This is a genomic window from Pseudomonas synxantha BG33R, assembly GCF_000263715.2.
In the GTDB taxonomy this organism is placed as follows: Bacteria; Pseudomonadota; Gammaproteobacteria; order Pseudomonadales; family Pseudomonadaceae; genus Aquipseudomonas; species Aquipseudomonas synxantha_A.
The window spans coordinates 4,636,520-4,661,446 of record NZ_CM001514.1 but is presented as its reverse complement, the minus strand read 5'-3'; the positions used below and the strand labels follow the sequence as shown (position 1 = coordinate 4,661,446).

The 24,927-nt window shown below is 60.1% G+C and carries 20 protein-coding genes; 8 read left to right on the top strand and 12 right to left on the bottom strand.

Features of this window, described 5'->3' with window-relative positions:
• Positions 1–13 precede the first annotated feature (13 nt).
• Both PSEBG33_RS07220 and PSEBG33_RS07225 read right to left on the bottom strand, forming a co-directional pair.
• The gene (locus PSEBG33_RS07220; RefSeq protein WP_005790419.1) at positions 14–1,543 is read right to left on the bottom strand and encodes an NCS1 family nucleobase:cation symporter-1; all 1,530 of its coding nucleotides are present in this window, start codon (positions 1,541–1,543) and stop codon (positions 14–16) included.
• A gap of 474 nt (positions 1,544–2,017) precedes the next feature.
• Complete coding sequence (locus PSEBG33_RS07225; RefSeq protein WP_005790417.1) at positions 2,018–2,752, bottom strand: phosphoadenylyl-sulfate reductase; 735 nt, start codon at positions 2,750–2,752, stop codon at positions 2,018–2,020.
• Between the two features lie 148 nt (positions 2,753–2,900).
• Between PSEBG33_RS07225 and thrH the strand changes: the two genes are divergently transcribed.
• The gene (thrH, locus tag PSEBG33_RS07230; protein ID WP_005790415.1) at positions 2,901–3,518 is read left to right on the top strand and encodes a bifunctional phosphoserine phosphatase/homoserine phosphotransferase ThrH; all 618 of its coding nucleotides are present in this window, start codon (positions 2,901–2,903) and stop codon (positions 3,516–3,518) included.
• A 110-nt stretch (positions 3,519–3,628) separates the two neighbouring features.
• On the opposite strand, the gene pabB is transcribed toward thrH, so the two are convergent.
• From pabB to PSEBG33_RS07250, 4 genes are all read right to left on the bottom strand, one after another.
• A complete protein-coding gene (pabB, locus tag PSEBG33_RS07235) occupies positions 3,629–4,972 on the bottom strand; it encodes an aminodeoxychorismate synthase component I (RefSeq protein WP_005790414.1) in 1,344 nt (447 codons plus the stop codon).
• A 101-nt stretch (positions 4,973–5,073) separates the two neighbouring features.
• Positions 5,074–6,060, bottom strand: coding sequence for an alpha-L-glutamate ligase-like protein (locus tag PSEBG33_RS07240; RefSeq protein ID WP_005790412.1), 987 nt, complete (start codon positions 6,058–6,060; stop codon positions 5,074–5,076).
• Positions 6,060–7,592 (bottom strand): inactive transglutaminase family protein, encoded by a 1,533-nt coding sequence (locus tag PSEBG33_RS07245; RefSeq protein ID WP_005790411.1) that lies wholly within the window; start codon positions 7,590–7,592, stop codon positions 6,060–6,062. The genes PSEBG33_RS07240 and PSEBG33_RS07245 overlap by 1 nt, the downstream gene beginning before the upstream one ends.
• Positions 7,593–7,597: 5 nt before the next feature.
• Positions 7,598–8,134: an ATP-dependent zinc protease gene (locus PSEBG33_RS07250; protein ID WP_005790410.1), complete on the bottom strand. Its 537-nt coding sequence runs from the start codon at positions 8,132–8,134 to the stop codon at positions 7,598–7,600.
• 271 nt (positions 8,135–8,405) lie between these two features.
• On the opposite strand from PSEBG33_RS07250, the gene PSEBG33_RS07255 reads away from it, so the two are divergent.
• The 6 genes from PSEBG33_RS07255 (at position 8,406) to prpD (ending at position 16,819) form a co-directional block, all read left to right on the top strand.
• Complete coding sequence (locus PSEBG33_RS07255) at positions 8,406–9,119, top strand: GntR family transcriptional regulator (protein ID WP_005790408.1); 714 nt, start codon at positions 8,406–8,408, stop codon at positions 9,117–9,119.
• On the top strand, positions 9,116–10,006 hold the full coding sequence (gene prpB / locus PSEBG33_RS07260) for a methylisocitrate lyase (RefSeq protein ID WP_005790406.1): 891 nt from the start codon (positions 9,116–9,118) through the stop codon (positions 10,004–10,006). The genes PSEBG33_RS07255 and prpB overlap by 4 nt, the downstream gene beginning before the upstream one ends.
• Positions 10,007–10,048: 42 nt before the next feature.
• Positions 10,049–11,176 carry a bifunctional 2-methylcitrate synthase/citrate synthase gene (prpC, locus tag PSEBG33_RS07265; RefSeq protein ID WP_005790404.1) on the top strand — a complete coding sequence of 376 codons (1,128 nt, stop codon included), beginning with the start codon at positions 10,049–10,051 and terminating at the stop codon, positions 11,174–11,176.
• 183 nt (positions 11,177–11,359) lie between these two features.
• Complete coding sequence (gene acnD / locus PSEBG33_RS07270; RefSeq protein ID WP_005790402.1) at positions 11,360–13,954, top strand: Fe/S-dependent 2-methylisocitrate dehydratase AcnD; 2,595 nt, start codon at positions 11,360–11,362, stop codon at positions 13,952–13,954.
• A gap of 11 nt (positions 13,955–13,965) precedes the next feature.
• Positions 13,966–15,156, top strand: a complete 1,191-nt coding sequence (gene prpF / locus PSEBG33_RS07275) for a 2-methylaconitate cis-trans isomerase PrpF (RefSeq protein ID WP_005790399.1) — start codon at positions 13,966–13,968, stop codon at positions 15,154–15,156.
• A 178-nt stretch (positions 15,157–15,334) separates the two neighbouring features.
• Entirely contained in the window at positions 15,335–16,819 is a 1,485-nt protein-coding gene (gene prpD / locus PSEBG33_RS07280) for a 2-methylcitrate dehydratase (RefSeq protein WP_005790397.1), read from the top strand.
• 72 nt (positions 16,820–16,891) lie between these two features.
• Here prpD and PSEBG33_RS07285 read toward each other — a convergent pair whose 3' ends face one another.
• The 5 genes from PSEBG33_RS07285 to PSEBG33_RS07305 are packed head-to-tail and all read right to left on the bottom strand — an operon-like array spanning position 16,892 to position 22,426.
• Positions 16,892–17,632, bottom strand: coding sequence for an alanyl-tRNA editing protein (locus tag PSEBG33_RS07285; protein WP_005790395.1), 741 nt, complete (start codon positions 17,630–17,632; stop codon positions 16,892–16,894).
• A 2-nt stretch (positions 17,633–17,634) separates the two neighbouring features.
• Positions 17,635–18,627 carry a serine O-acetyltransferase gene (locus tag PSEBG33_RS07290; protein WP_005790394.1) on the bottom strand — a complete coding sequence of 331 codons (993 nt, stop codon included), beginning with the start codon at positions 18,625–18,627 and terminating at the stop codon, positions 17,635–17,637.
• 37 nt (positions 18,628–18,664) lie between these two features.
• Complete coding sequence (locus PSEBG33_RS07295; protein WP_005790392.1) at positions 18,665–19,579, bottom strand: PLP-dependent cysteine synthase family protein; 915 nt, start codon at positions 19,577–19,579, stop codon at positions 18,665–18,667.
• A gap of 16 nt (positions 19,580–19,595) precedes the next feature.
• Entirely contained in the window at positions 19,596–21,458 is a 1,863-nt protein-coding gene (moeB, locus tag PSEBG33_RS07300; RefSeq protein ID WP_032803955.1) for a molybdopterin-synthase adenylyltransferase MoeB, read from the bottom strand.
• Between the two features lie 23 nt (positions 21,459–21,481).
• Positions 21,482–22,426 carry a DMT family transporter gene (locus PSEBG33_RS07305; RefSeq protein ID WP_032803673.1) on the bottom strand — a complete coding sequence of 315 codons (945 nt, stop codon included), beginning with the start codon at positions 22,424–22,426 and terminating at the stop codon, positions 21,482–21,484.
• A 109-nt stretch (positions 22,427–22,535) separates the two neighbouring features.
• Here PSEBG33_RS07305 and PSEBG33_RS07310 point away from each other — a divergent pair, with 109 nt between their 5' ends.
• Positions 22,536–23,960: a PLP-dependent aminotransferase family protein gene (locus PSEBG33_RS07310; protein ID WP_005790387.1), complete on the top strand. Its 1,425-nt coding sequence runs from the start codon at positions 22,536–22,538 to the stop codon at positions 23,958–23,960.
• A 104-nt stretch (positions 23,961–24,064) separates the two neighbouring features.
• Here the strand turns inward: PSEBG33_RS07310 and ppsR are convergent, their stop codons facing one another.
• A complete protein-coding gene (gene ppsR / locus PSEBG33_RS07315; RefSeq protein ID WP_003193298.1) occupies positions 24,065–24,883 on the bottom strand; it encodes a pyruvate, water dikinase regulatory protein in 819 nt (272 codons plus the stop codon).
• Between the last annotated feature and the right edge of the window lie 44 nt (positions 24,884–24,927).

Here is a 24,927-nt window from a genome sequence, read left to right as displayed (position 1 = left end):
GAAATGTCCCTATTCAATGACTGACGTTATCGACGGCAATGCTTTCGCCGCTGACATCGGCGTAAACCGGCTGACGCTTGGCGATCAGCAGGTACAGCAACCCTGCGATGCCGGCGCCGAACAGCCAGGAAAACGGTGAAACGCTGGCAAACCCTGGCAACAGCGCCAGCAGGATCGCGATCACTGCGGCAGGAATAAACGCCGCCACGGCGCGCATATTCACCCCCCGGCTGTAGTAATAAACGCCATTGGGGTCTTCGCTATACAGCTGCGGCACGTCCACCCGGCTTTTACGGATCAGCCAGTAATCGACCATGATCACCCCGTACAACGGCCCCAGCAGCGCGCCCAGGCCAGAAAGGAAGTACACAATCACCAGCGGGCTGTTGTAGAGATTCCACGGCAGTATCAGCACCGCCACGAAGGCGCTGATCAACCCGGCGCGGCGAAAGTTCAGGTACTTGGGCGCCAGGTTGCTCAGCACAAAGGCCGGGGCGACGAAGTTGGCCATGATGTTCACCGCCACGGTAACGATCAGGAAGGCCAGGCAACCGAGCACCAGGAAGAAGGTATTGGGGATTGCCGCGATGATTTCGGTCGGGCTCTCGATCACTCGGCCATTGAGCTGGAACTGGCCGCCGCACAGCAGCACGGTAATGGCGGCAAACACCAGGATATTCACCGGCAGGCCCCAGAAATTGCCGACCTGGATGGTCCTGCGGCAGGGCGAAGAGCGGGCGAAGTCGCAAAAGTTGAGGATCAAGGTGCCGTAGATCGCCAGCCACAGCGCGCCACCGGCAAAGATATTGCGCCACATCTCGCCGCCGCTCAGCGGTTCACGGATCGACCAGGCGATATGTCCGCCCGCCTGGAAGTACATCCAGCCGGCCAACGCAGCCACCGTGAGCAAAATCACCGGCCCGGCGAAGCCCTCATAGCGGCGTACCATTTCCATGCCATAGGCGAGGATCACCAACTGCACCAGCCAGATCGCGACAAAACATGCCCAGCCCAGGCTCGACAGGCCCAGGATCGAGTTGTGGTCATAATCGGCAAAACCCGGATGAATCGCCGTCAGCAATACGCGGAAAACCACCGATGCCAGGTACGTCTGGATACCAAACCAGGCAATCGCAATCACCGCCCGGATCAATGCTGGAATCTGCGCCCCATGGATACCGAAACTGATGCGGCTGATCACGGGAAACGGCACACCGGTCTTCTGTCCCATGTACCCCGACAAGTTCATGAAGAAGTACACCAGCGCCGCGCCGATCCCCAGGGACAGCAATATTTGCCAGCCGCCCAAGCCCAATGCATATAAGCCGATGGCAAACGAATAGTTGGCGATGTTGTGCACGTCATTGGTCCACAGCGCAAAGATGCTATAGCGCCCCCAGCGTCGGCCCTCGATTTTGGTGGGGGCCAGGTCCTTGTTGTGCAGGCGCGGGCTGAGGACCAGTGGGCCGGGGCTTGCAGCCTCGGGGTGGAGGGTGGAGGAGGGCAGATCCAGCGCGATATTGCTCGAAAGACTTGTACGCATTCCGGCAGGCTCCAGCGCATCGGCAGCAAAGCGGCGGATGGCAAAGTGTATGTAGGTTTTGTATTGATTGTATACAAAGCGTACTTTTCACTAAGCCACATGCGTGCCAGTTTTCAATATATGAAAAGCAGTGTTAATTTCGTTTTATAGGAGTGTTAAATAAATTGCTGAATTACAAGCAATATAAGTTGACCGCTTGAACAGGTATTTATTTTTTAATCGGGAATGGCGAAATTCGTATACGAGTAAATCAACAAAGAGGGATGTTACGTTTTGGTGCGCTGAAGCTTAAGCTGCACACAAAAATGGCACCGATAGTTACATAGTTGTGTACATTTTTAAGCTATACACAAAACAAGTGTGGGAGGGGGCTTGCTCCCGATAGCGGTGTGTCAGCCAGCAAATCTGTGGCTGACCCACCGCTATCGGGAGCAAGCCCCCTCCCACATTTTTTACCGCATCAACTTTCTGGCCTCAGGCCTTGCTGATGATATTCCCCGCATGCAGCCCGCATTCCTTCTGCGTGGCTTCTTCCCACCACCAGCGGCCTTCGCGCTCATGCTGGTTAGGCAATACCGGGCGGGTGCAGGGCTCGCAGCCGATGCTGATAAAGCCGCGCTCATGCAGGCTGTTGTAAGGCAACTCCAACATGCGGATATAACCCCACACCTCTTCGCTGGTCATCTGCGCCAGCGGGTTGAACTTGTACAGGGTACGTTCCGGGGTGGAGAAAGCCGTGTCGATTTCCAGCGCAGCCACCTGGCTGCGGGTGCCGGGGCTCTGGTCGCGGCGCTGGCCGGTGGCCCAGGCACTCACACCGGCGAGCTTGCGGCGCAGCGGTTCGATCTTGCGGATGCCGCAGCATTCGCCATGGCCGTCCTTATAGAAGCTGAACAGGCCCTTTTCCTTGACGAAGGGTTCCAGCTTGCTCTGGTCCGGCGAGATCAGTTCGATATCGATCTTGTAGAACTCACGGACCTGCTCGATAAACCGGTAGGTTTCCGGGTGCAGACGGCCAGTGTCAAGGCTGAATACCTTGACGTTCTTGTTCAGCTTCCAGGCCATGTCCACCAGCACCACATCCTCGGCACCGCTGAAGGAAATCCACAGGTCATCGCCGAACTGGCTGAACGCCAGCTTGAGAATATCCTGGGCAGACTTGTTGGCATAAGTCGCGGCGAGTTCAGCGACGTCGAAGGCTTGGTTCATCAGGACGGTTCCTACAGGTCAGTGGCGCTGAGCGCTCTATAGGCGGCGATGGTATCAAAATCTGCCGTGCGTTGCGGCGGCGTGCTTGAGTCGCTAGAGTTCGGCAGTCCTTTTGCCCGCTCAACTAATAAATCCAATGGAGTGTCTTGTGGAAATTGCCTGTCTTGACCTGGAAGGGGTGCTGGTTCCGGAAATCTGGATCGCCTTCGCCGAAAAAACCGGTATTGAATCCCTGCGCGCCACCACCCGCGACATTCCCGATTATGACGTGCTGATGCAGCAGCGCCTGCGCATTCTCGACGAACACGGGCTCAAACTGGCCGATATCCAGGCGGTGATTGCTACGCTCAAACCGTTGGACGGGGCCGTCGAGTTCGTCAACTGGCTGCGCGAACGCTTCCAGGTGGTCATCCTGTCCGACACTTTCTACGAATTCTCCCAACCGCTGATGCGCCAGCTGGGTTTCCCGACCTTGCTGTGCCACCGCTTGATCACTGATGAAAATGATCGGGTGGTGAGCTACCAGTTGCGCCAGAAAGACCCCAAGCGCCAGTCGGTATTGGCATTCAAAAGCCTCTACTACCGCGTGATCGCTGCCGGTGACTCGTACAACGACACCACCATGCTGGGTGAAGCTGATCGTGGGATCCTGTTCCATGCGCCGGAGAATGTGATTCGCGAATTCCCGCAGTTCCCGGCGGTGCACACCTTTGAAGACTTGAAGAAAGAGTTTATCAAGGCGTCGAATCGGCAGTTGAGCCTGTAAGTTATGCGGCGCGACTGATTGCCCCATCGCAGGCAAGCCAGCTCCCACCTTTGATCGCGGCGCGGTCGAAGGTGGGAGGGGGCTTGCCCCCGATAGGGCCGGTACAGGCCCTACAAACCTTCCAATGTCTGTAACAACACCCGCACCTTCGTCAGCGACTCCTGATACTCCGCCTGCCACTGCGAATCCGCCACAATCCCACCGCCACCCCAGCAACACACCTGCCCGTCCTTGACCAGCAAACTGCGGATGGCGATGGAGCTGTCCATCTCGCCGCGCACGTCCAGGTACACCAGCGAGCCGCAGTACAGCCCGCGGCGGGTGGGCTCAAGCTCGTCGATGATCTGCATCGCGCGGATCTTCGGCGCGCCGGTGATGGAGCCGCCGGGGAAGCTGCCGGCGATCAGGTCGAGGGCGTCTTTGTCGTCGGCCAGTACACCTGTGACACTGCTCACCAGGTGGTGCACGTTGGGGTAGCTTTCCAGGCTGAACAGTTCCGGCACTTTCACCGAGCCGATGCGGCAATTGCGACCGAGATCGTTGCGCAGCAGGTCGACGATCATCAGGTTTTCTGCGCGATCCTTGGGGCTGGCGAGCAATTCGGCGGCGTTGGCGGCGTCTTCTGCAGGTGTTACGCCGCGAGGGCGGGTGCCCTTGATCGGGCGGGTCTCGACCTGGCGTTCGCTGATGCGCACAAAGCGTTCCGGTGACAGGCTCAGTACCGCACCGTCATCGGGCAAGCTCTGGAACCCGGAAAACGGCGTGGGGCAGGCTTCGCGCAGGGCGCAATAGGCTGCCCAGGGATCCCCCATGCAGGGTGCGCGAAAGCGCTGGGCAAAGTTGACCTGATAGCAGTCGCCGGCCTGGATGTAATCCTGGATACGCGCGATGGCTTGGCGGTAGGCCTCTGCGGTGAGGTCGGGTGCCATCGGGCCCTGGAGTTTGAACGTCGCAGAGGTGTCGACAGTCCCGTGGCTGAACAGCGCGATCAACCGTTGTCGTTCGCTATCGGCCAGCGTGGGATGAAACACCAGTTGGCTGCTCCGGGCCTGGTGGTCGCTGATCAGCGCCCAGGCGTACAGCCCGAAGCGCGCGTCTGGCAGGTGCAGGTCATCCACTGCCAGGTGCGGCATGTTCTCAAGGTGCCGGCCGAAGTCGTAGCTCAGGTAGCCGATCAAGCCTCCGGCGAACGGCAACTGTAAATCGGCGGGGATTGCGGCTTCACCCAATCGCGCGAGGTTTTTCCGCAAGCGTTGCAGGAAATCACCGCCGCTTTCGTCCGGCCCTACCGTCAATTTCGCTTCGGGCCAGGCACTGAGCAGGTCATACCGGCCGCGATCAGCCGTCGGCCGGCCGCTGTCGAGCAGTACCGCGCCTGGAGCATGGCGAATCGCCGCAAAATACTCGGCGGGGTTGGCCCGGTAGGGCAATGGGTGTACGGAGCAGGTCAACATGCGGGGTTGGATCAGCCAATGGCGCGGGGGAGGGGGATTGTAGTCCCCTGTAGGATTTGCTCCTAGAGGGGATGTAGGGGATAGACAGTTTGAAGACCGGATCAGCCTTCCACGGGCGGTATATGCCCAAACATCTCCTGCACGAACTTCACCCGCTCTTGCGGGGTTTCCGTCACGCCGGCAGCTTTGAGTTCTTCCAATCGCGCTTCCACCGCATGGGTGCGCAAAGTCAGGCCGCAGTCGTTGGCAATCTGGATGTTCAGCCCAGGCCGTGCGTTCAACTCAAGGATCAGCGGGCCTTTTTCCTGGTCCAGTACCATATCCACGCCGATATAGCCCAGCCCGCACAGCTCATAGCAGCCGGCCGCAAGCTGCATGAAACCGTCCCAGTTGGGCAGTTGCACACCATCGACCGCATTGGTGGTGTCAGGGTGCTTGGTGATGATGTTGTTCAGCCAGGTACCGCGCAGGGTCAGGCCAGTGGCAAGGTCGACGCCCACGCCGATCGCGCCCTGGTGCAGGTTGGCCTTGCCGCCGGACTGGCGGGTCGGCAAGCGCAGCATGGCCATCACCGGGTAGCCCATCAGTACGATAATGCGAATATCCGGCACACCCTCGTAGCTGATGCTTTTGAAGATCTGGTCGGGCACCACACGGTACTCTATCAGCGCCCGGTCGCGGTGGCCACCCAGTGAATACAGGCCAGTGAGGATGCTGGAAATCTGGTGCTCGATCTCTTCATGGCTGATGATCTTGCCGGACACCGTGCGATAGCGTCCTTCAAACCGGTCGGCCACTACCAGGATGCCGTCGCCGCCGGCACCCTGGGCGGGCTTGATCACGAAGTCGCTGCGCCCACCGATGATCTCGTCGAGCTTGTCGATTTCCTTCTCGGTGGAGATCACCCCGTACATTTCCGGCACATGGATACCGGCGGCCAGCGCCCGTTCCTTGGTGATGATCTTGTCATCCACAATCGGGTACAGGCTGCGTTTGTTGTACTTGAGCACGTAGTCGGCGTTACGCCGATTGATGCCCATGATCCCGCGCGCTTCCAGGGCCTTCCAGGTTTTCCAGAAGCCAAACATCAGGAGTCAGCCTTCAGGAATGCCTTGAAACGCACCAGCTCGGTGAGGCGATAGCCGCGATAACGACCCATGGCCAGCATGAAGCCCACCAGAATCAGCAGGATCGCCGGGAAGGTGAACACGAAGTAAACCAGCTCCGGAACGCTCATGATGAGGTGGGCCAACGAGGCGGCGAACAGGGTACCAATCGCCACTTTCAGTGCATGGTTGGCGCCGCGCTCTTCCCAGGTAATCGACAGGCGTTCGATGGTCATGGTCAGGATCACCATCGGGAACAGCGCCACCGACAAGCCACGCTCCAGCCCCAGCTTATGGCTGAACAGGCTGATGGCGGCGATCAGCACCACCACGAAGGTCAGCACCACCGACAGCCTCGGCAGCATCTGCAGTTTCAAATGTTCCAGATACGACCTGAGTGACAGCCCCAGTGCCGTGATAATCGTGAACAGCACAATGCCGAAGCCCAATTGCGTCTCGCGGAACGCCAGGGCGATCAGCACCGGAGTGAAGGTGCCCAGGGTCTGCAGGCCGATCAGGTTGCGCAGGATCAGAATCACCAGCACGCCAATCGGGATCATCACCATGATCATGAAGGTCTGCTGGGTTTGCAGCGGCAGGCCGTACAGAGAGTATTCGAGGAAGTTGGCGTCGGTGTTTTCGTCGGTCAGCTTGGCCAGGCGAATCGCGTTCATTTCGCTGTTGTTGAGGCTGAAGGTCACCATGGCCTTCTTGCCGCCATCGACCGTGATCAGGTTTTCATCGCCGGTCCACCACAGCAGGCGGTCGGCGGGCAGGCCCTGTTCACCGGTCTCCGGGTTGAAGTACAGCCAGTCGTTGCCGTTGAAGCTGCGCAGCCACAGCTCCGGGGTTTGCGGCTGGTCGGCTACCAGGCGGATGGTGTGGACTTTCTCCACCGGCACATGGGCAATGGACAGCAGCAGCTCGACGATCCTGGCCTTGTGCGGCGTCGACGGGTCGCCGGCCAGCAGCAGCTTCACATTGTCGTCGTTGAGGTTGTTGGTGCGCTTGATGGCTTCGCTGATAAAGGTCTCGACGTCGGCCGAGTGCTGGCGGATCGGCGCCAGCAAGGCTTCGGCGGCGATTTTTTCCGGGCCTTCCACGGCGATGCTGTCGCGGAAGGTCGGGCCCTTGATCTTGATCTTTTCGCCGCTGTAACGCTTGGTCAGCACCAATCGGTAATACAGGGTCTGGTTACCCTTGGCCCGGCGCGCTGACCAGGTGACCTTGCGGTTGCCGTCGATGCGGTTGACGCTGACTCCATAGTTGTTGGAGATAAAGCTTTCATTAAGGCTGACGAAGTCGCGGCTCAGAGGCGGCACGAACATCTGGATCTTGACCGGGTCCTTGGGGTTGGCGACGAACTCGACCTTGGCGTCGATGTTCCACAAGTCGTCGGTGGCATCCTCGGTCACGGGGATCCCCAGCACGAAAATCTGATAGGCGGTGACCGAAATGCCGAGCACCACCAGGAAGGTGATCAGGATTTTCAGGTGCAGGGTCAGAGAGCGCATTCGGTTTACTCGGCGGTATGAGCGTCGGCGACGCAGGCGGGTTTGCCTGCTGCATATTTAAGACTGGGGTCGACCAGCGCATCAAAGCGTTTCAGCGCTTCGGAGCCGATCAGCAGCGGGTATTGGAAGCTGCTGCGGTCAGTCAAGTTCACTTCGATGCTGCGTAAAGCAGTGCCCATGCAGATATCCAGGGCAACCACCGGACGGGCGGTGTAGTTCTTGTCCTCATCGGGGTCGTAGTCGCCGGCGCGGCGCTTGATCTTGCTGACGCGGGCCAGGGGCAGTTCGATGGGGTGGGAGTGGGCGGTGTCGATGGCCAGGTAGAAGCGTACCCAGGTTTCGCCGTTGCGCTTGAAGCGCTTTATATCGCGGGCGCTCAACGAGGCGGTCTTGGCGCCGGTGTCGAGCTTGGCCGCGACTTCCAGGTCGATACCGTCCAGCTTGGCGTATTCATTGAGGCCATACACCGTTTTCTCGGCGGCGAAGCCAAGGCTGGACAGCAACAGTAGGCAAATAAACAGGGGGAAGGGCTTGAGTCTCATAAATCCTGAGGCGGTGCCGTGCGATGTTCAATTCAAGGCGACTGGCATTGCTGCGCAAACTCCCTCGTGCGCCGTTTCATCCAGGGATGTCAGGCAAATACGCCGGGCATTCTAACATGATGCTTTTTTGGCGCCAGCGCTGGCAGGCGGCCATGCCTTGAATGGGTTATTCAGGCTTATTAGACGATTGTCGACAATGTGTATTTATTCTTTGACTGTTAAGGGGTAATTAGCTAGTTTTTGCGGCATTGCTTTTAAAGGTGTCGACAATATGCTGGATCAGGCGGAAATTCCGATAGCGGCGTCAGACGATTCCCAAACCATGTCCGAGAACGTCTTCCGGCGTATCCAAGCCGCCATCGTCAAAGGTGAAATTGCCCCCGGCAGCAAGATTTCCGAGCCGGAACTGGCGCGTACCTACGGCATCAGCCGCGGCCCGCTGCGCGAGGCGATCCACCGCCTGGAAGGCCAGCGCCTGCTGGTGCGCGTGCCTCACGTTGGCGCACGGGTTGTGTCGTTGAGCCACGCCGAGCTGATTGAACTCTATGAGATCCGCGAGTCCCTGGAAGGCATGGCCTGCCGCCTCGCCGCCGAGCGCATGACCGACGCGGAAATCGAAGAGCTGCGCCAGGTATTGCACACCCATGAGCGCGATGCCGCGTTCCAGGCCGGTGTCGGCTATTACCAGCAGGAAGGCGACTTCGACTTTCATTATCGGATTATCCAGGGCGCCGGTAACCGCACCCTGACCCAAATGCTCTGCGGCGAGCTGTACCAACTGGTGCGCATGTACCGCATCCAGTTTTCCGCCACCCCCAATCGTCCACGCCAGGCCTTTGCCGAACACCACCGCATTCTCGACGCGATTGCCGATCGCGATGGTGAACTGGCCGAACTGTTGATGCGCCGGCATATCGGCGCCTCTAAACGCAACATCGCCCGTCACTTCCCGGACGGCGCTCCTTCATCACGAGGTGAGTCATGAGTAATAACAACAGCACTCCCGGCCAGCGTTTCCGTGACGCAGTCGCCAGCGAACAGCCTTTGCAAGTTGTTGGTGCAATCAATGCCAACCACGCGTTGTTGGCCAAGCGCGCCGGCTTCAAGGCTATTTACCTGTCGGGTGGCGGGGTTGCCGCCGGTTCCCTCGGCGTGCCGGACCTGGGTATTACCGGGCTGGATGACGTGCTTACCGACGTGCGCCGCATTACCGACGTCTGCGACCTGCCGCTGCTGGTGGACGTGGACACTGGTTTCGGCTCCTCGGCATTCAACGTGGCGCGCACCGTCAAGTCGATGATCAAGTTCGGCGCCGCCGCCATCCATATCGAAGACCAGGTCGGCGCCAAGCGCTGCGGGCATCGCCCCAATAAAGAGATCGTGTCGCAGCAGGAAATGGTCGACCGCATCAAGGCTGCCGTGGATGCGCGTACCGATGACAGCTTCGTGATCATGGCGCGCACCGACGCCCTGGCGGTCGAGGGCCTGGAGTCTGCCCTTGAACGTGCCGCCGCGTGTATCGAAGCCGGTGCCGACATGGTCTTCCCGGAAGCCATCACCGAGCTCGAGATGTACAAGCTGTTCGCTTCCCGCGTAAAGGCGCCGATCCTGGCTAACATTACCGAGTTCGGCGCGACGCCGCTGTACACCACCGAACAGTTGAAATCTGCGGATGTTTCCATTGTGCTGTACCCGCTCTCGGCCTTCCGTGCCATGAACAAGGCTGCCGAGAACGTCTACACCGCGATCCGTCGCGACGGCACCCAACAGAACGTGATCGACACCATGCAAACGCGCATGGAGCTCTACGATCGCATCGACTACCACACCTTCGAGCAGAAGCTCGACGCGCTGTTTGCCGCGAAAAAATAATGCGGTGCGCCTCCCTAATAAATTCAAGATTGGAGAACGAACATGGCTGAAGCAAAAGTATTGAGTGGCGCCGGCCTGCGTGGCCAGGTTGCCGGGCAGACCGCACTGTCGACCGTGGGCCAGGCCGGTGCAGGCTTGACCTATCGTGGCTACGACGTGCGTGAACTGGCCGCCGATGCGCAGTTTGAAGAAGTCGCCTACCTGTTGCTGTACGGCGAGTTGCCGACCAAGACCGAACTGGCCGCCTACAGCGCCAAGCTGAGCAAACTGCGTGACTTGCCCCAGGCATTGAAAGAAGTGCTCGAACGCATCCCCGCCGACGCCCACCCGATGGACGTGATGCGCACCGGTTGCTCGTTTTTGGGCAATATCGAGCCGGAAAAAGATTTCAGCGTACAGCGCGATGTCACCGACCGCCTGCTTGCCGCATTCCCGGCGATCATGTGCTACTGGTACCGCTTCAGCCACGACGGCAAGCGCATCGACTGCGTGACCGACGAGCCGAGTATCGGCGGCCACTTCCTGCACCTGCTGCACGGCAAGAAACCCAGCGAGCTGCACGTCAAAGTCATGAATGTGTCGCTGATTCTCTACGCCGAGCACGAATTCAACGCCTCGACCTTCACTGCCCGGGTATGCGCTTCGACCCTGTCCGACCTGTATTCCTGCGTCACCGCCGCCATCGGTTCCCTGCGCGGCCCGCTGCACGGCGGGGCCAACGAAGCGGCGATGGAAATGATCGAGCGCTTTTCCTCGGCCGAAGAAGCGGTCGAAGGCACCCTGGGCATGTTGGCGCGCAAGGACAAGATCATGGGCTTCGGCCACGCGATCTATAAAGACAGCGACCCGCGTAATGAAGTGATCAAGGGTTGGTCGAAAAAACTCGCTGATGAAGTGGGCGACACGGTGTTGTTCCCGGTGTCTGAAGCCATCGACAAGACCATGTGGGAACAGAAGAAGCTGTTCCCCAACGCCGACTTCTACCATGCCTCGGCGTACCACTTCATGGGCATCCCGACCAAGCTGTTCACACCGATCTTCGTCTGTTCACGCCTGACTGGCTGGGCCGCGCACGTGTTCGAACAGCGCGCCAACAACCGCATCATCCGTCCAAGCGCCGAGTACATCGGCGTTGAGCAGCGCAAGTTCGTGCCAATCGAACGTCGCTGAATGGGATGGGCTGTGTTCGCTGGCTAATGTGCTTTTTTGTGGGAGCTGGCTTGCCTGCGATGGCATCACCTTGGTGTACCTGTCACACCGCAGTGATGCAATCGCAGGCAAGCCAGCTCCCACAGGAAACAAAGCCAGTGTCGACAGTTCACCTTTCGAACTTACCGTGACCGAGTCCTGACGATGAACACTGAATTTCGCAAACCGCTCCCCGGCAGTCGCCTGGATTTCTTCGACGCCCGTGCGGCTGTCGAAGCAATCACCCCCGGCGCCTACGCCACCTTGCCTTACACCTCGCGCGTGCTCGCCGAAAACCTGGTGCGCCGTTGCGACCCGGCCACCCTCAACGCATCCCTGAGCCAACTGATCGAGCGCAAACGCGATCTCGATTTCCCCTGGTTCCCGGCGCGCGTGGTGTGCCATGACATCCTCGGCCAGACCGCCCTAGTGGACCTTGCCGGTCTGCGCGATGCCATCGCCCTGCAAGGCGGCGACCCGGCGCAGGTCAACCCGGTGGTGCCGACCCAACTGATCGTCGACCACTCCCTGGCTGTCGAGGCTGGCGGCTTTGACCCGCAGGCGTTCGAGAAAAACCGTGCCATTGAAGACCGTCGCAATGAAGACCGCTTCCACTTTATCGAGTGGACCAAAAAAGCCTTCAAGAACGTCGATGTCATCCCGCCGGGCAACGGCATCATGCACCAGATCAACCTGGAGAAAATGTCGCCGGTGATTCAGGTCCGTGACGGCGTAGCCTTCCCGGATACCTGCGTCGGTACTGACAGTCACACTCCCCACGTCGATGCCCTGGGCGTGATCGCCATTGGCGTCGGCGGCCTGGAGGCCGAGAGCGTGATGCTCGGCCGTGCGTCGTGGATGCGCCTGCCGGAAAGCGTCGGCGTGGAACTGACCGGCAAGCTGCAACCGGGCATCACCGCCACCGATATGGTGCTGGCACTCACCGAGTTCCTGCGCCAGCAGAAAGTGGTCGGCGCCTGGCTGGAGTTCTTCGGCGAAGGGGCCAGTGCACTGACCCTGGGCGACCGTGCGACCATCTCCAACATGGCTCCTGAATACGGCGCCACCGCAGCGATGTTCTATATTGACCAGCAGACCATCGCCTACCTCAAACTCACTGGCCGAGAAGACGAGCAAGTCGCCCTGGTCGAACAGTACGCACGCCACACCGGTCTGTGGGCCGATGACCTCAAAGGGGCTCAGTACGAGCGTGGCCTGACCTTCGACCTGTCCAGCGTCGTGCGCAACATGGCCGGCCCCAGCAACCCCCACGCCCGTGTTGCCACCCGTGACCTGGCGTCCAAAGGCATCAGCGGCCAGTGGGACGAAGTTCCAGGGCAAATGCCCGACGGCGCTGTGATCATTGCGGCCATCACCAGTTGCACCAACACCAGTAACCCGCGCAACGTCATCGCGGCCGGGCTTCTGGCACGTAACGCCAACAAGCTCGGCTTGGCCCGCAAGCCGTGGGTGAAGTCGTCGCTGGCGCCGGGCTCGAAAACCGTGGCCATGTACCTGGAAGAGGCCGGCCTGGGCCATGAGCTGGAAAAACTCGGTTTCGGCGTGGTGGCCTTTGCCTGCACTACCTGCAACGGCATGTCCGGCGCGCTCGACCCGGTGATCCAGCAGGAAATCATCGACCGTGACCTGTACGCCACCGCCGTGTTGTCGGGCAACCGCAATTTCGACGGGCGCATTCACCCTTACGCCAAGCAAGCCTTCCTGGCTTCGCCGCCGCTGGTGGTGGCCTATGCGATTGCCGGCACCATCCGTTTCGATATCGAGAAGGACGTGCTCGGCCTGGATGCCGACGGCAAGGAAATCCGCCTGCAGGATATCTGGCCGAGCGACGAAGAGATCGACGCGGTGGTCAAGGCATCGGTCAAGCCCGAGCAGTTCCGTGCGGTGTACATCCCCATGTTCGCCATTCACGAAGACACCGGCCCCAAAGTCACCCCGCTGTATGACTGGCGCCCGCAGAGCACCTACATCCGTCGCCCGCCGTACTGGGAAGGCGCACTGGCCGGCGCGCGGCCGCTCAAGGGTATGCGCCCGCTGGCGGTGCTGCCGGACAACATCACCACCGACCACCTGTCGCCGTCCAATGCGATCATGCCGGGCAGTGCCGCCGGGGAATACCTGGCGAAGATGGGCTTGCCGGAAGTCGACTTCAACTCCTACGCGACCCACCGTGGTGACCATCTGACGGCGCAGCGCGCCACCTTCGCCAACCCGAAACTGTTCAACGAAATGGTGCAGGAAAACGGCAAGGTCAAGCAGGGCTCGCTGGCGCGTATCGAGCCGGAAGGCAAGGTCACGCGGATGTGGGAAGCGATTGAAACCTACATGGAGCGCAAGCAACCGCTGATCATCATTGCCGGTGCCGACTACGGCCAGGGCTCGTCCCGCGACTGGGCCGCCAAGGGCGTACGCCTGGCCGGTGTGGAAGCGATTGCCGCCGAAGGCTTCGAGCGCATTCACCGCACCAACCTGGTGGGCATGGGCGTGTTGCCCCTGGAGTTCCTGCCGGGCACCGACCGCCACACCCTCAAGATCGACGGCAGTGAAACCTATGACGTGGTCGGCGAGCGCACACCGCGCGCGCAACTGACCCTGGTGATCAACCGCAGGAATGGCGAACGTGTCGAGGTGCCGGTGACGTGCCGCCTGGATACCGCCGAAGAAGTGTCGATCTACGAGGCGGGCGGCGTGTTGCAACGTTTTGCCCAGGATTTCCTGGAATCGGCGGCCACCGCCTGAAGAGGACTACCATGGCACACGTAGCGCAAATCAAGATCCCCGCCACCTACATGCGTGGCGGCACCAGCAAGGGCGTGTTCTTCAGCCTCAAGGACCTGCCCGAAGTCGCGCAGGTGCCGGGGGCGGCCCGCGATGCCTTGTTGCTGCGGGTCATCGGCAGCCCCGACCCTTATGACAAGCAGATCGACGGCATGGGCGGTGCCACTTCAAGTACCAGCAAAACCGTGATCCTGGCCAAAAGCACCCGCGCCGATCACGACGTGGACTATCTGTTCGGCCAGGTCTCCATCGACAAGCCGTTTGTCGATTGGAGTGGCAACTGCGGCAACCTGTCGGCAGCAGTGGGTTCGTTCGCCATCAGCGCGGGCCTGGTTGACCCGGCCCGCGTGCCCGAGAACGGGGCGGCGGTAGTGCGGATCTGGCAGGCCAATATTGGCAAGAGCATCATCGCCCATGTGCCGATCACCAACGGCGTGGTGCAGGAAACCGGCGACTTCGAACTGGACGGTGTGACCTTCCCGGCCGCCGAAGTCCAGCTGGAATTCATCGACCCGGCGGCGGAAGAAGAGGGCGGCGGTGGTTCGATGTTCCCCACCGGCAACCTCATCGACGACCTGGAAGTACCGGGCGTGGGCACCTTCAAGGCCACGTTGATCAACGCCGGTATTCCGACCATTTTCATCAACGCTCAAGACCTCGGCTACACCGGGACCGAACTGCAGGGCGCGATCAACAGCGACCCCAAGGCCCTGGCCATGTTCGAGACGGTACGGGCTTATGGCGCGTTGCGCATGGGCCTGATCAAGCATCTGGACGAAGCCGCCCAGCGCCAGCACACACCCAAGGTCGCGTTCGTAGCCAAGCCTGCGGATTATGTGGCCTCCAGCGGCAAGGCAATCAAGGCCGGCGATGTGGATCTGCTGGTGCGTGCCCTGTCCATGGGCAAACTGCACCACGCCATGATGGGCACGGCGGCGGTAGCGATCGGCACGGCGGCGGCGATTTCCGGCACCCTGGTCAACCTGGCGGCGGGCGGTATCGAGCGTAACGCTGTGCGTTTCGGGCACCCCTCCGGCACCTTGCGCGTCGGCGCCGAAGCCACCCAAGTGAACGGCGAATGGGTGGTGAAAAAAGCCATCATGAGCCGCAGTGCACGGGTGCTGATGGAAGGTTTCGTCCGCGTTCCGGGTGACGCTTTTTAGCTTTATGTGGGAGGGGGCTTGCTCCCGATAGCAGGGTGTCAGTCGCCCCATCCATTAACTGACCCACCGTCATCGGGAGCAAGCCCCCTCCCACACGGATACAAGCAGGCAATCAGACCTGCGCAACGATTAACCCTGACCCTGAGGATGGAACAACCCAACTTTTAGGAGAACTGCCATGAGCGCCAACGTCGACCAGAACAACCGCCCCGGCTACGACCAGGTTTTGCAGGACATCGCCGACTATGTCCTCAACTACCGCATCGATTCCCGGGATGCATTGGACACTGCCCGCAACTGCCTGATGGACACCCTTGGCTGTGGCCTGCTGGCGCTGCGGTTCCCCGAGTGCACCAAGCACCTGGGGCCGATAGTGGAGGGCACCGTGGTGCCGTTCGGCGCGCGCGTGCCGGGCACTTCGTTTCGCCTCGACCCGGTCAAGGCTGCCTGGGACATTGGTTGCATCGTGCGTTGGCTCGACTACAACGACACCTGGCTCGCCGCTGAATGGGGACACCCTTCGGACAACCTCGGCGGCATTCTCGCCGTGGCCGATCACCTTTCGCAAAAACGCGTGGCCAATGGCGAGGCGCCGCTCACCGTACGTGCGGTGCTGGAAGCGATGATCATGGCCCACGAAATCCAGGGAGTGATCGCCCTGGAAAACTCCTTCAACCGCGTCGGCCTTGACCACGTGCTGCTGGTCAAAGTCGCCTCCACCGCTGTCACCGCCAAGCTGATGGGCGCCAATCGTGAACAACTGCTGTCGGCCTTGTCTCACGCTTTCGTTGATGGGCAGGCGTTGCGCACCTATCGCCATGCACCGAATGCCGGCTCGCGCAAATCCTGGGCCGCAGGCGATGCATCGAGCCGTGGTGTGCGCCTGGCGGATATCGCCCTGCGTGGCGAAATGGGCATTCCCGGTGTGTTGAGCGCGCCGCAGTGGGGGTTCTACGACGTGTTGTTCAGCCACACCAACAAGGACCTGGCGCTCAAGCCCACAGACAAGCGCGCCTTCAGCCTGCCTCAGGCCTACGGCACCTACGTGATGGAAAACGTGCTGTTCAAGATCAGTTTCCCGGCAGAATTCCACGCGCAAACCGCCTGCGAGGCGGCGGTGACCTTGCACCCGCAGGTCAAGCATCGTCTGCATGAAATCGAACGTATCGTGATCACCACCCATGAGTCGGCGATTCGGATTATTTCCAAGGTTGGCCAATTGGCCAACGCTGCCGATCGCGACCACTGCCTGCAATACATGACGGCCGTGCCCTTGGTGTTCGGCAATCTGGTGGCCGAGCACTACGAAGATGATTTCCACGCGGCCCACCCGATCATTGATGAACTGCGCGACAAGATGGTCATCGTTGAAGACCCACGTTATAGCCGCGAATACCTGGAGGCGGACAAGCGTTCCATTGCCAATGCGGTGCAGGTGTTCTTTATGGATGGCACCTGCACTGAGCAGGTAGCGGTGGAATACCCGATTGGCCATCGCCGCCGTCGGGTGGACGGTATCCCATTGCTGGAAGACAAGTTCAAAGCCAACCTGGCGACGCGGTTCACTGCGCAGCGCAGCGCCGAGATTGTTGCGTTGTGCAAGGATCAGGCACGGCTTGAGGCGACGGCTGTGAACCGTTTCATGGATCTGTTGGTGATCTAAAAAACAACGCGGCCAATGTGGGAGGGAGCAAGCCCCCTCTCACATTTGTCCTCCATTGGGGCAACTATCGGGTCAGGCGCAAGCTTGTTCAAACCGCAGTATCACCCTGCGGTTGTGCTTGCTCTTCTTTTCGATTTTCTCGCAGAACACCCGGCCGATCTCCTCGGTGTTGAGCACATGGGTGCCGCCGCATGGCTGGATGTCGATCCCGGGGATCTCAATCACCCGTACCGAGCCCGACACCACCGGTGGCGCAACCGCCTGGGTGCGGGTGATCTGTAGCAAGGTCGCGTATTCGGTGGCGGGCATCGACAGGGTCTTCACCGCGTGGGCCTGCTCGATCAGGGCGTTGAGGTCACGGGTTAGACCGTCTTTGTCCAGGGTCATTTCCGGCAGGTCGAAATCCAGTCGGCCTTTATCCGCACTGATGCTGCAACCGGTCACGGGCGCGTCAATGAGCGAGCACAACAAATGCAGGCAGGTGTGCATTTTCATGTGCTGGTAGCGCCGCTCCCAATCCAGGCCGGCGTCTACCTGGATGCCCGCCGTCAACTGCTCGGGGCAATGGTCCACCTGATGCCAGATGATCGAGCGCAACACCGGATCGCGCACGGTACCTGTCACCTCGACCCGCGTGCCATCGGGTAGGGTGAAATGGCCGGTATCGCCCGGTTGCCCGCCGCCGGTGGGGTAGAACAGCGTGTGCTCCAGGGCGATGCCCTGTTCACTGACCGCAATAACCCGGGCGCTGAACGCGTTCTGATAGGGCGCGCTGTCGAACAGCGCCAGGGTTTCCATGGTATGCACGGACATGTTCAACCTCCAACGATCAGTGGGCTGGCTTGCAAGAGATGGCGCACCATCGCGCTCAAGCCAGGGGGAGAGAGCAGGGTGATTTCAAATTCCGGCCCGCAGACTTTCAGGTTCAGCGGCAAGCGCGGCAGTTGTTCGCCGGTATCGACACGGTGCAGGCGAAATTGCAGGTGGTGGCGCTCTTTCACCGTGGGTTCGAGCATTAACCCTTGCAGCGGATGAAAGTCGGCATCCAGCACCGTAACCTTATGACCGGCACTCACCTCACCGACGACGTGCAAGCGCTCATCCAGTGCAAAGGCACCGAGGTAATTGCTGCGGTCCGATTCGTCGTTTTTTTGCAGCTGGATCTGGTTGACTACCTTGACCTTGGTGCCTGCCGGTACGTCCTGGGTGATCACGCAGGAGGGGCTGATAAATACGTTGTCGCCGATCGACACGTAGCCCAGCACCCGGGCACCGGCGCCCACCTCGACGTTGTTGCCCAGGCGCGGGTGGCGTTTGCCGTCCGGATTGTTGGCGATGCCGCGGGCTCCCAGGGTCACGCCGCACAGGATGTAGCAGTCGTTGCCGATCACGCAGGTTTCGCCGATGACGGTGCCGTAGCCATGGTCCAGTACAAAGCGTCGGCCGATACGCGCCGCCGGATGAATCTCGGCACCGGAGAGAATCTTGCCCTGGTTGCTGAGCTTGAGCGCCATGCGCGAAAACATCCCATGGCCCGGGTCGGGGAAATTCCACACCTGGTGCGCAAGGCGGTAGAACAGCACTGCCTTGAACGAGGCATAGGATTCCAGGATCAACTCACCGCGCCCGCGCGATGCCGGGTCGCGATAGGCGTAGGCGATCAGGTCCTCGGCCACTGCTTGGGCGGCGTTCTGGATCAGTGGCGCCAGGTGTGGTTCCAACTGCTTCATCTGCCCGGGCGTCAGGGTCGTGATGAGATGGGTAAGCAACTCATCGTGCAGCAGTTGCATGTCGATAAAGCCCCCCATGGAGGCACCCCCGCATTCTGGATGATTGAAAAACCCGTTACTCGACACTGGGCAGGTAGCTGTCGGCATTGTCGTAGACCATGGTCAGCACCACCGTTTCAGGCGGCAGTTCGGGGGCGAGTTGGGCGATGGCAACCATGTTGGCGGCGGAGGATAGCCCCAGGCTGATGGCGTCGGTGCGCATGATGCGTTTGATCATGTCCAGGCACGCCGAGTGCGACACCTTGAGCATGCCGTCGATCACGTCCAGGTTGAGGATGCTCGGGATCAGGCCAATCGACAGGCCCTGGATTGCGTGCGCAGCGTGCTGGTCTTTGAGCAGGTCGCATTCCTGCGGCTCCACGCCCATCACGCGGATCGCTGGCCAGGCGGCCTTGAGGGTTTCGCCAATGCCGGTGATATGGCCACCGGTGCCGATGCCGCTGACGAAGTAGTCCACCCGCTGGTCACCGAAGGCGCGGATGATCTCCGGCGCGGTGGTGTCGCGGTGGGTCTGCGGGTTGGCGCCATTGCGCTGCTGGTTGAGCATCACGAAGTTGGGGTTTTCCAACTGCAGTTCCATGCACTTTTCGCCGTGGGAGTTGTTGCCCAGGCGGCTGTCTGACAGCACCACTTTGGCACCATACAGGCGCAGCAATTTCTGCTTTTCGGGGCTGTAGTTGTCAGGGATCACCAGCACTACTTTATAGCCCAGGACATTGCCGGCCATCACCAGGCCAATGCCGGTGTTGCCACCGCTGGGTTCGATGATGGTTTGCCCGGAGTCACGGATCAGCACGCCACGGCGCTCGGCATCGAGGATCATGCCCAGGGCGATGCGCGCCTTGTGGCTGCCACCGGGGTTGAGGGATTCCAGCTTGGCGTAGACCTCGATGCCGAGGTCTTCGGAAAACTGGGCCAGGCGCACGATAGGCGTTTGGCCGATGACGTCGAGAATGGAGTTATGCAGCATCAGCAAGTCTCCACGATCAGTACAGAGGCATGTCGGGTTCGACGTCGCGAACCCAGTGCTTCATGCCGCCCTGCAGGACTTTGGTGTTCGCGAACCCGGCTGCCAGCAGGGTGCTGGCGGCCTGTTCGGCGCGGGTGCCCGCGTAGCAGATCAGGTAATGGGTGTTGTCGCGGCTGAGGTTGTCGAGTTGCCCATCCAGTTCGGCCAGGGGAATGTGCAGCACGCCTGGCAGCTTGCACACTTCCAATTCGCTGGCGTCGCGCACGTCCAGCAATACATCGGCGCTGCTGGGGTGCTCAAGCACCTGCTTGAGGTTCTGAGGCTTGATGTAGCGTTCTGCCGCCAGCGAGGGTTGGCTCGGTACGGCATCGGCACATACCGTGGGGGCGGCGCTTTCGCTGCTGCGCAGCTCCGAGCAGCAGGGGCAGTCGACGCGGCGCTTGAAGCGGATCTCGCTGAACTTCATCGCCAGCGCGTCAAAGCGCATCAAGCGGCCGGATAACGGTTCGCCAATGCCGATCAGCAATTTGATCGCCTCGGTAGCCTGGATCATTCCTACCACACCGGGCAGCACGCCGATCACGCCGCCGGCGCTGCAATTGGGCGCCAGTTCAGCGGGCGGGGCCTTGGGAAACAGGCAGCGATAGCACGGCCCGCCTTTGTAGTTGAGCACGCTGATCTGCCCGTCGAAACGGTAGATGGCGCCATAGACCAAAGGTTTGCCCAACTGTACGCAAGCATCGTTGACCAGGTAGCGGGTATCGAAATTATCGGTACCGTCGATCACCAGGTCATAGGCGCCTACCAGTTCCAGAGCGTTGTCGGTGTCAAGCGCGGTGTTGTGCGCATTGATCCGGATATGAGGGTTGAGGTCCTGCAGGCGTTGCTTGGCGGACTCGACCTTGGGCATTCCCAGGGTGCTGTTGCCATGGACAATCTGGCGCTGCAGGTTGCTGCTTTCCACCACGTCAAAATCCACCAGCCCCAGGGTGCCGATGCCTGCCGCTGCCAGGTACAGGCTGATGGGCGAGCCCAGGCCCCCGGTGCCGATGACCAGCACTTTGGCTTTCTTCAGGTTCAACTGGCCCTCGCGACCGACGCCGGGCAGGGTGATGTGGCGCACGTAGCGCTGCACTTCTTCGTTGCTCAGGGTGTCGATGTCCATGCCGCCTGAGGTGGCGAGCAACACTTCGATCCGGGATTTTGGCGGCAGGACTTCATCGGCTTCGATCAGCGCCTCCTCGGCGGTAAACAGGAAGTGTTCCTTGAGCTGGTTGTTCTTTTCATGGAACAGGTGCTGACGCAATTGGGGGTGATTGGTGCAGAGATTTTCAATGACTTCGCGCAATGTCGATCCGGCGCCCTCAAGGGTCGATTCCGGCAGCTTGGCCACGCGAACCAGAATGTCGGGGAAAGAGACAGCGTTCATGGACAACTCCGTGTGCAGGTCGTTGAAGGGGTGAGGTGCGAAATGCTTGCCATCCCAGGCAAACAGTTTTGAGCCCAGGACCTGGCGCTGGCGAACATCCACCACCAGATAGCTGACGGGGTAGATCGGCTCCCCCATGAACAGCGCCTTGTCCTGGTCTTCATCACTGAAATAGGCGCCGACATCCGGGTGGGAGTGATAGATCACCACCACCGGGTTGTCGCTGCGAAACGCCTTGTTCAGCAGCAGGGTATCGGCCACCGAGAAGGTGTAGCCGTTGGCCGCGCTGCGGGGGTACATCTGGGGGTTCTTGCGGTGCAGCTCGTTCTGAATATTGCTGCCCAGGTACACACTGCCGTCGGCGAAGACGAAGCCGCAGCACTCTTCTGGGTAGCTGCGGCTGGCGTGGGCGTAGATCTGTTCCAGGGCGGTGGGGCGGAGGACTTCCATGTTTCTCTCGCGTTGGTTGAGGGTCATTTTTTCTTGGCCAGCAGTTTTTCAACCGGCAGCTTGGTGATCGCAAAGCCGGCCAGCAGAATCGCCGAATACAACATAAGGTCGCGGGAAATTTCCACGCCTTCGTACCAGGCACCGATGATCACCGCGAACACCGGGAAGATGATGAAGACGAACGACAGGATGATCGGGCTCAGACGCTTGAGCAGCATGAAATACACAATAAACCCGCCTACCGAGGCCACCAGCCCGAGGTAGAACAGTGCAGTCCAGGAGCGCAGGGTGATGTCATTGAAGGCTGGCGTTTCAAACCACAGGCCGGCGACAAACAACATCAGCCCGGCGATGCCGATGGGCAGGGTGTTGTAGGTAATCACGCTGATGGCGCTGCCTTTCTGCTTGGTAATCACGTAGCACAAGGCGTGCATGATCGCGGCGCTCAGTATCGCCAACACCCCGAAGAACTCGGCGTGGTCCAGGTGCAGGCCCTGGCTCTTGATGATCATGTAGAGGCTGCCAAACCCGATACCGATGCCAACGACCTGGGAGAAGTAGATGCGCTCACGCAGGAACAGCGCCGAAAAGATCAGGATGAATACCGGCATGCAGCTGAACAGCAGGGCCGTCAGGCCGGATGACACGTGCATCTCGCCATAGTTGAGCAGGTAGTAGGGAACGCTGAAGTACGACAGGGTCACAAACACAAAGAACCAGCGGCTTTCCCGTGGGAACAGGATCGGCTCGCGACGCACCATGGCAAAACACAGGAACAGCGGAAACGCGATCAGAAAGCGCAGCCCGGCGGATGTCAGCGGCGGCACGCTCTCTACGGCGATCTTGATGCCCAGCCATGTAGTGCCCCAACTCAGGCACACGATCAGAAACATCACGCTGGTCACCAGCCCGGCGAGCCACTGTTTTTGAGTTTTTGTTTTTGCAGTGTTTTCGAGAACGGCGGACATTGGCATCTTTTATTGCTTCCCTGAGCCGGAATTGAACTCTATATTGAACTTGTAATGAGTTATGTTTATCGGCGATTGAACCCGTAAAAGCACACTATTAGGGCGAAAGATGGCTGTCAAAACAAATATTGACATGGTGTCAATTATGCGTGAGGGCCTGTCCAATGGGCAGGGCGTGAAGTACAAGCGCCTGTCTGATGTGATGGAGCGGGGCATCCTCGAAGGCTTGATTGAACCGGGACGAAAACTGCCGCCCCATCGGGTGCTGTCCGACAACCTGGGGGTGACCATTGGCACCATCAGCCGGGCCTACGGTGAGCTGGAGCGCCTGGGCTTGGTGGTTGCGCGGGTCGGTGACGGAACCTTCGTGCGCAAGCGTGGGATGGAGCGTCAGCGTGATGAAGGCTTTCGCAATTTCAGCGAGGAGCCGCGCCAGTACTTCGACATGAGTCGCAACATGCATATTCCGGGGCAGGAAACGGTGTTTCTTGCCCAGAGCTTCCAAACGCTGTCGACCAACGCCAAGTTCCTGCAGGACATCAGCGCCTATACCCCCGACGCCGGCTTGCCGCGTTACCGTGAAGCCGGGGCGCAATGGCTGGTGCAGCGCGATTTTCATCCGATTCCAGAGCAGGTCATCTGCGTCAACGGCGGCCAGCACGGTTTGCTGTGCGCGATGATGGCGCTGCTGCGTGCTGGCGATACGGTAGTCACCGAGCAACTGACTTATCCTGGACTGATTACGGCTGCGCGCATGTTGGGCGTGCGCCTGATTGGCCTGGAAATGGATGAGGAGGGCGTGTTGCCCACGGCGCTGGATGAGGTCTGTCGTAATCACCGGATTTCGGCGTTGTACTGCACGCCGACTATTCAGAATCCCACGACGGCGGTGTTGTCGGTGGCGCGTCGCGAAGCCTTGGCCAAGGTGTGTCGTGAGCACAACCTGCTGATTCTCGAAGACGAAGCCCACGGCGTGCTGGTTGAAGATCGCCCGCCGCCCCTCAGCTATTTCGCGCCTGAGCGTACGATTTTGATCAGCAGTCTGAGCAAAGCGGTGTCGGCAGGGTTGCGGGTAGGCTACGTCCATGCACCGCCCGCGCTGGTCAGTCGTATTTCCGCGGCGTTGCGCTCGACCTGCTGGATGGCGACGCCTGTGACCCTGGAACTGGCCACCCAGTGGATCGAAAACGGCACGGCGGAATATCTGTTGCGCCAACAAATCAACGAAATCAGCCGCCGCAAGACCTTGGTCGAGGATTTATTGACCGGGCTGGCGTATCGCACCCACCTCAACAGCCCGCATTTCTGGATCGAGGTACCAGAGCCATGGCGTGCGTCGGAAATCGAGGCAGAGCTCAGGCAGAACAATTACCTGATCGCCACCGCAGAGGCGTTTGCCGTGGGGCAGACCGCGGTGCCGCAGTTTATACGGGCGAGTATCTGTAATACCTCGGGCGATGATCAGTTATTGCGCGAAGGGTTTGATGCGCTGGCGACGGCGCTGGGGCAGGGGGGCGGGCGGTTTCATCTGTAAATCCGCGTTACCGTTCATCGCAGGCAAGCCAGCTCCCACAGGGGAACGCATTCCAACTGCGGGAGCTGGCTTGCCTGCGATAGCGTCAGATCAGGCGCCAGAGATCACTTGAAGCGCCGCTCCACACCCTTCTCCACCAGAATCTTCGCCGAAATCTCTTCCACCGAAAAATGCGTGGAATTGATGTGTGCAATATTCTCGCGACGGAACAGATTTTCCACTTCACGCACCTCGAACTCGCACTGCGCATAGCTGGAGTAGCGGCTGTTGGGCTTGCGTTCGTTACGGATGGCGGTCAGGCGGTCCGGGTCGATGGTCAGGCCGAACAGTTTGTGCGAATGGGCGCGTAGGGCGGCGGGCAGCGTCAGGTGTTCCATATCGTCTTCGGTCAGCGGGTAGTTGGCCGCACGGATACCGAATTGCATGGCCATGTACAGACAGGTCGGGGTCTTGCCGCAACGCGACACGCCCACCAGGATCAGGTCGGCCTTGTCGTAGTAGTGGGTGCGGGCGCCATCATCGTTGTCGAGGGCAAAGTTCACCGCCTCGATACGCTCCATATAGTTGGAGTTATGCCCGATGGAGTGGGACTTTCCGACAGAGTATGAAGAATGCTCACTCAACTCCTGTTCCAATGGCGCCAGGAAGGTCGAGAAAATGTCGATCATGAAACCATTCGACGTTGCGAGAATCTCACGAATGTCTTGATTGACGATGGTGTCGAAAATGATCGGGCGAAAACCGTCTTTCTCAGCCGCCAGATTGATTTGTTGTACCATGGCCCGCGCTTTATCCACGCTGTCTATATAAGGCCGGGTGAATTTGGCGAAGGTAATGTTTTCGAACTGCGCAAGCAGGCTCTGGCCCAGTGTTTCGGCTGTGATGCCGGTGCCGTCGGAAATAAAGAAAGCAGATCGTTTCATTTGAGCCCTGGGCCTTAAGCTGATGGCGAATCTTGGATATGATA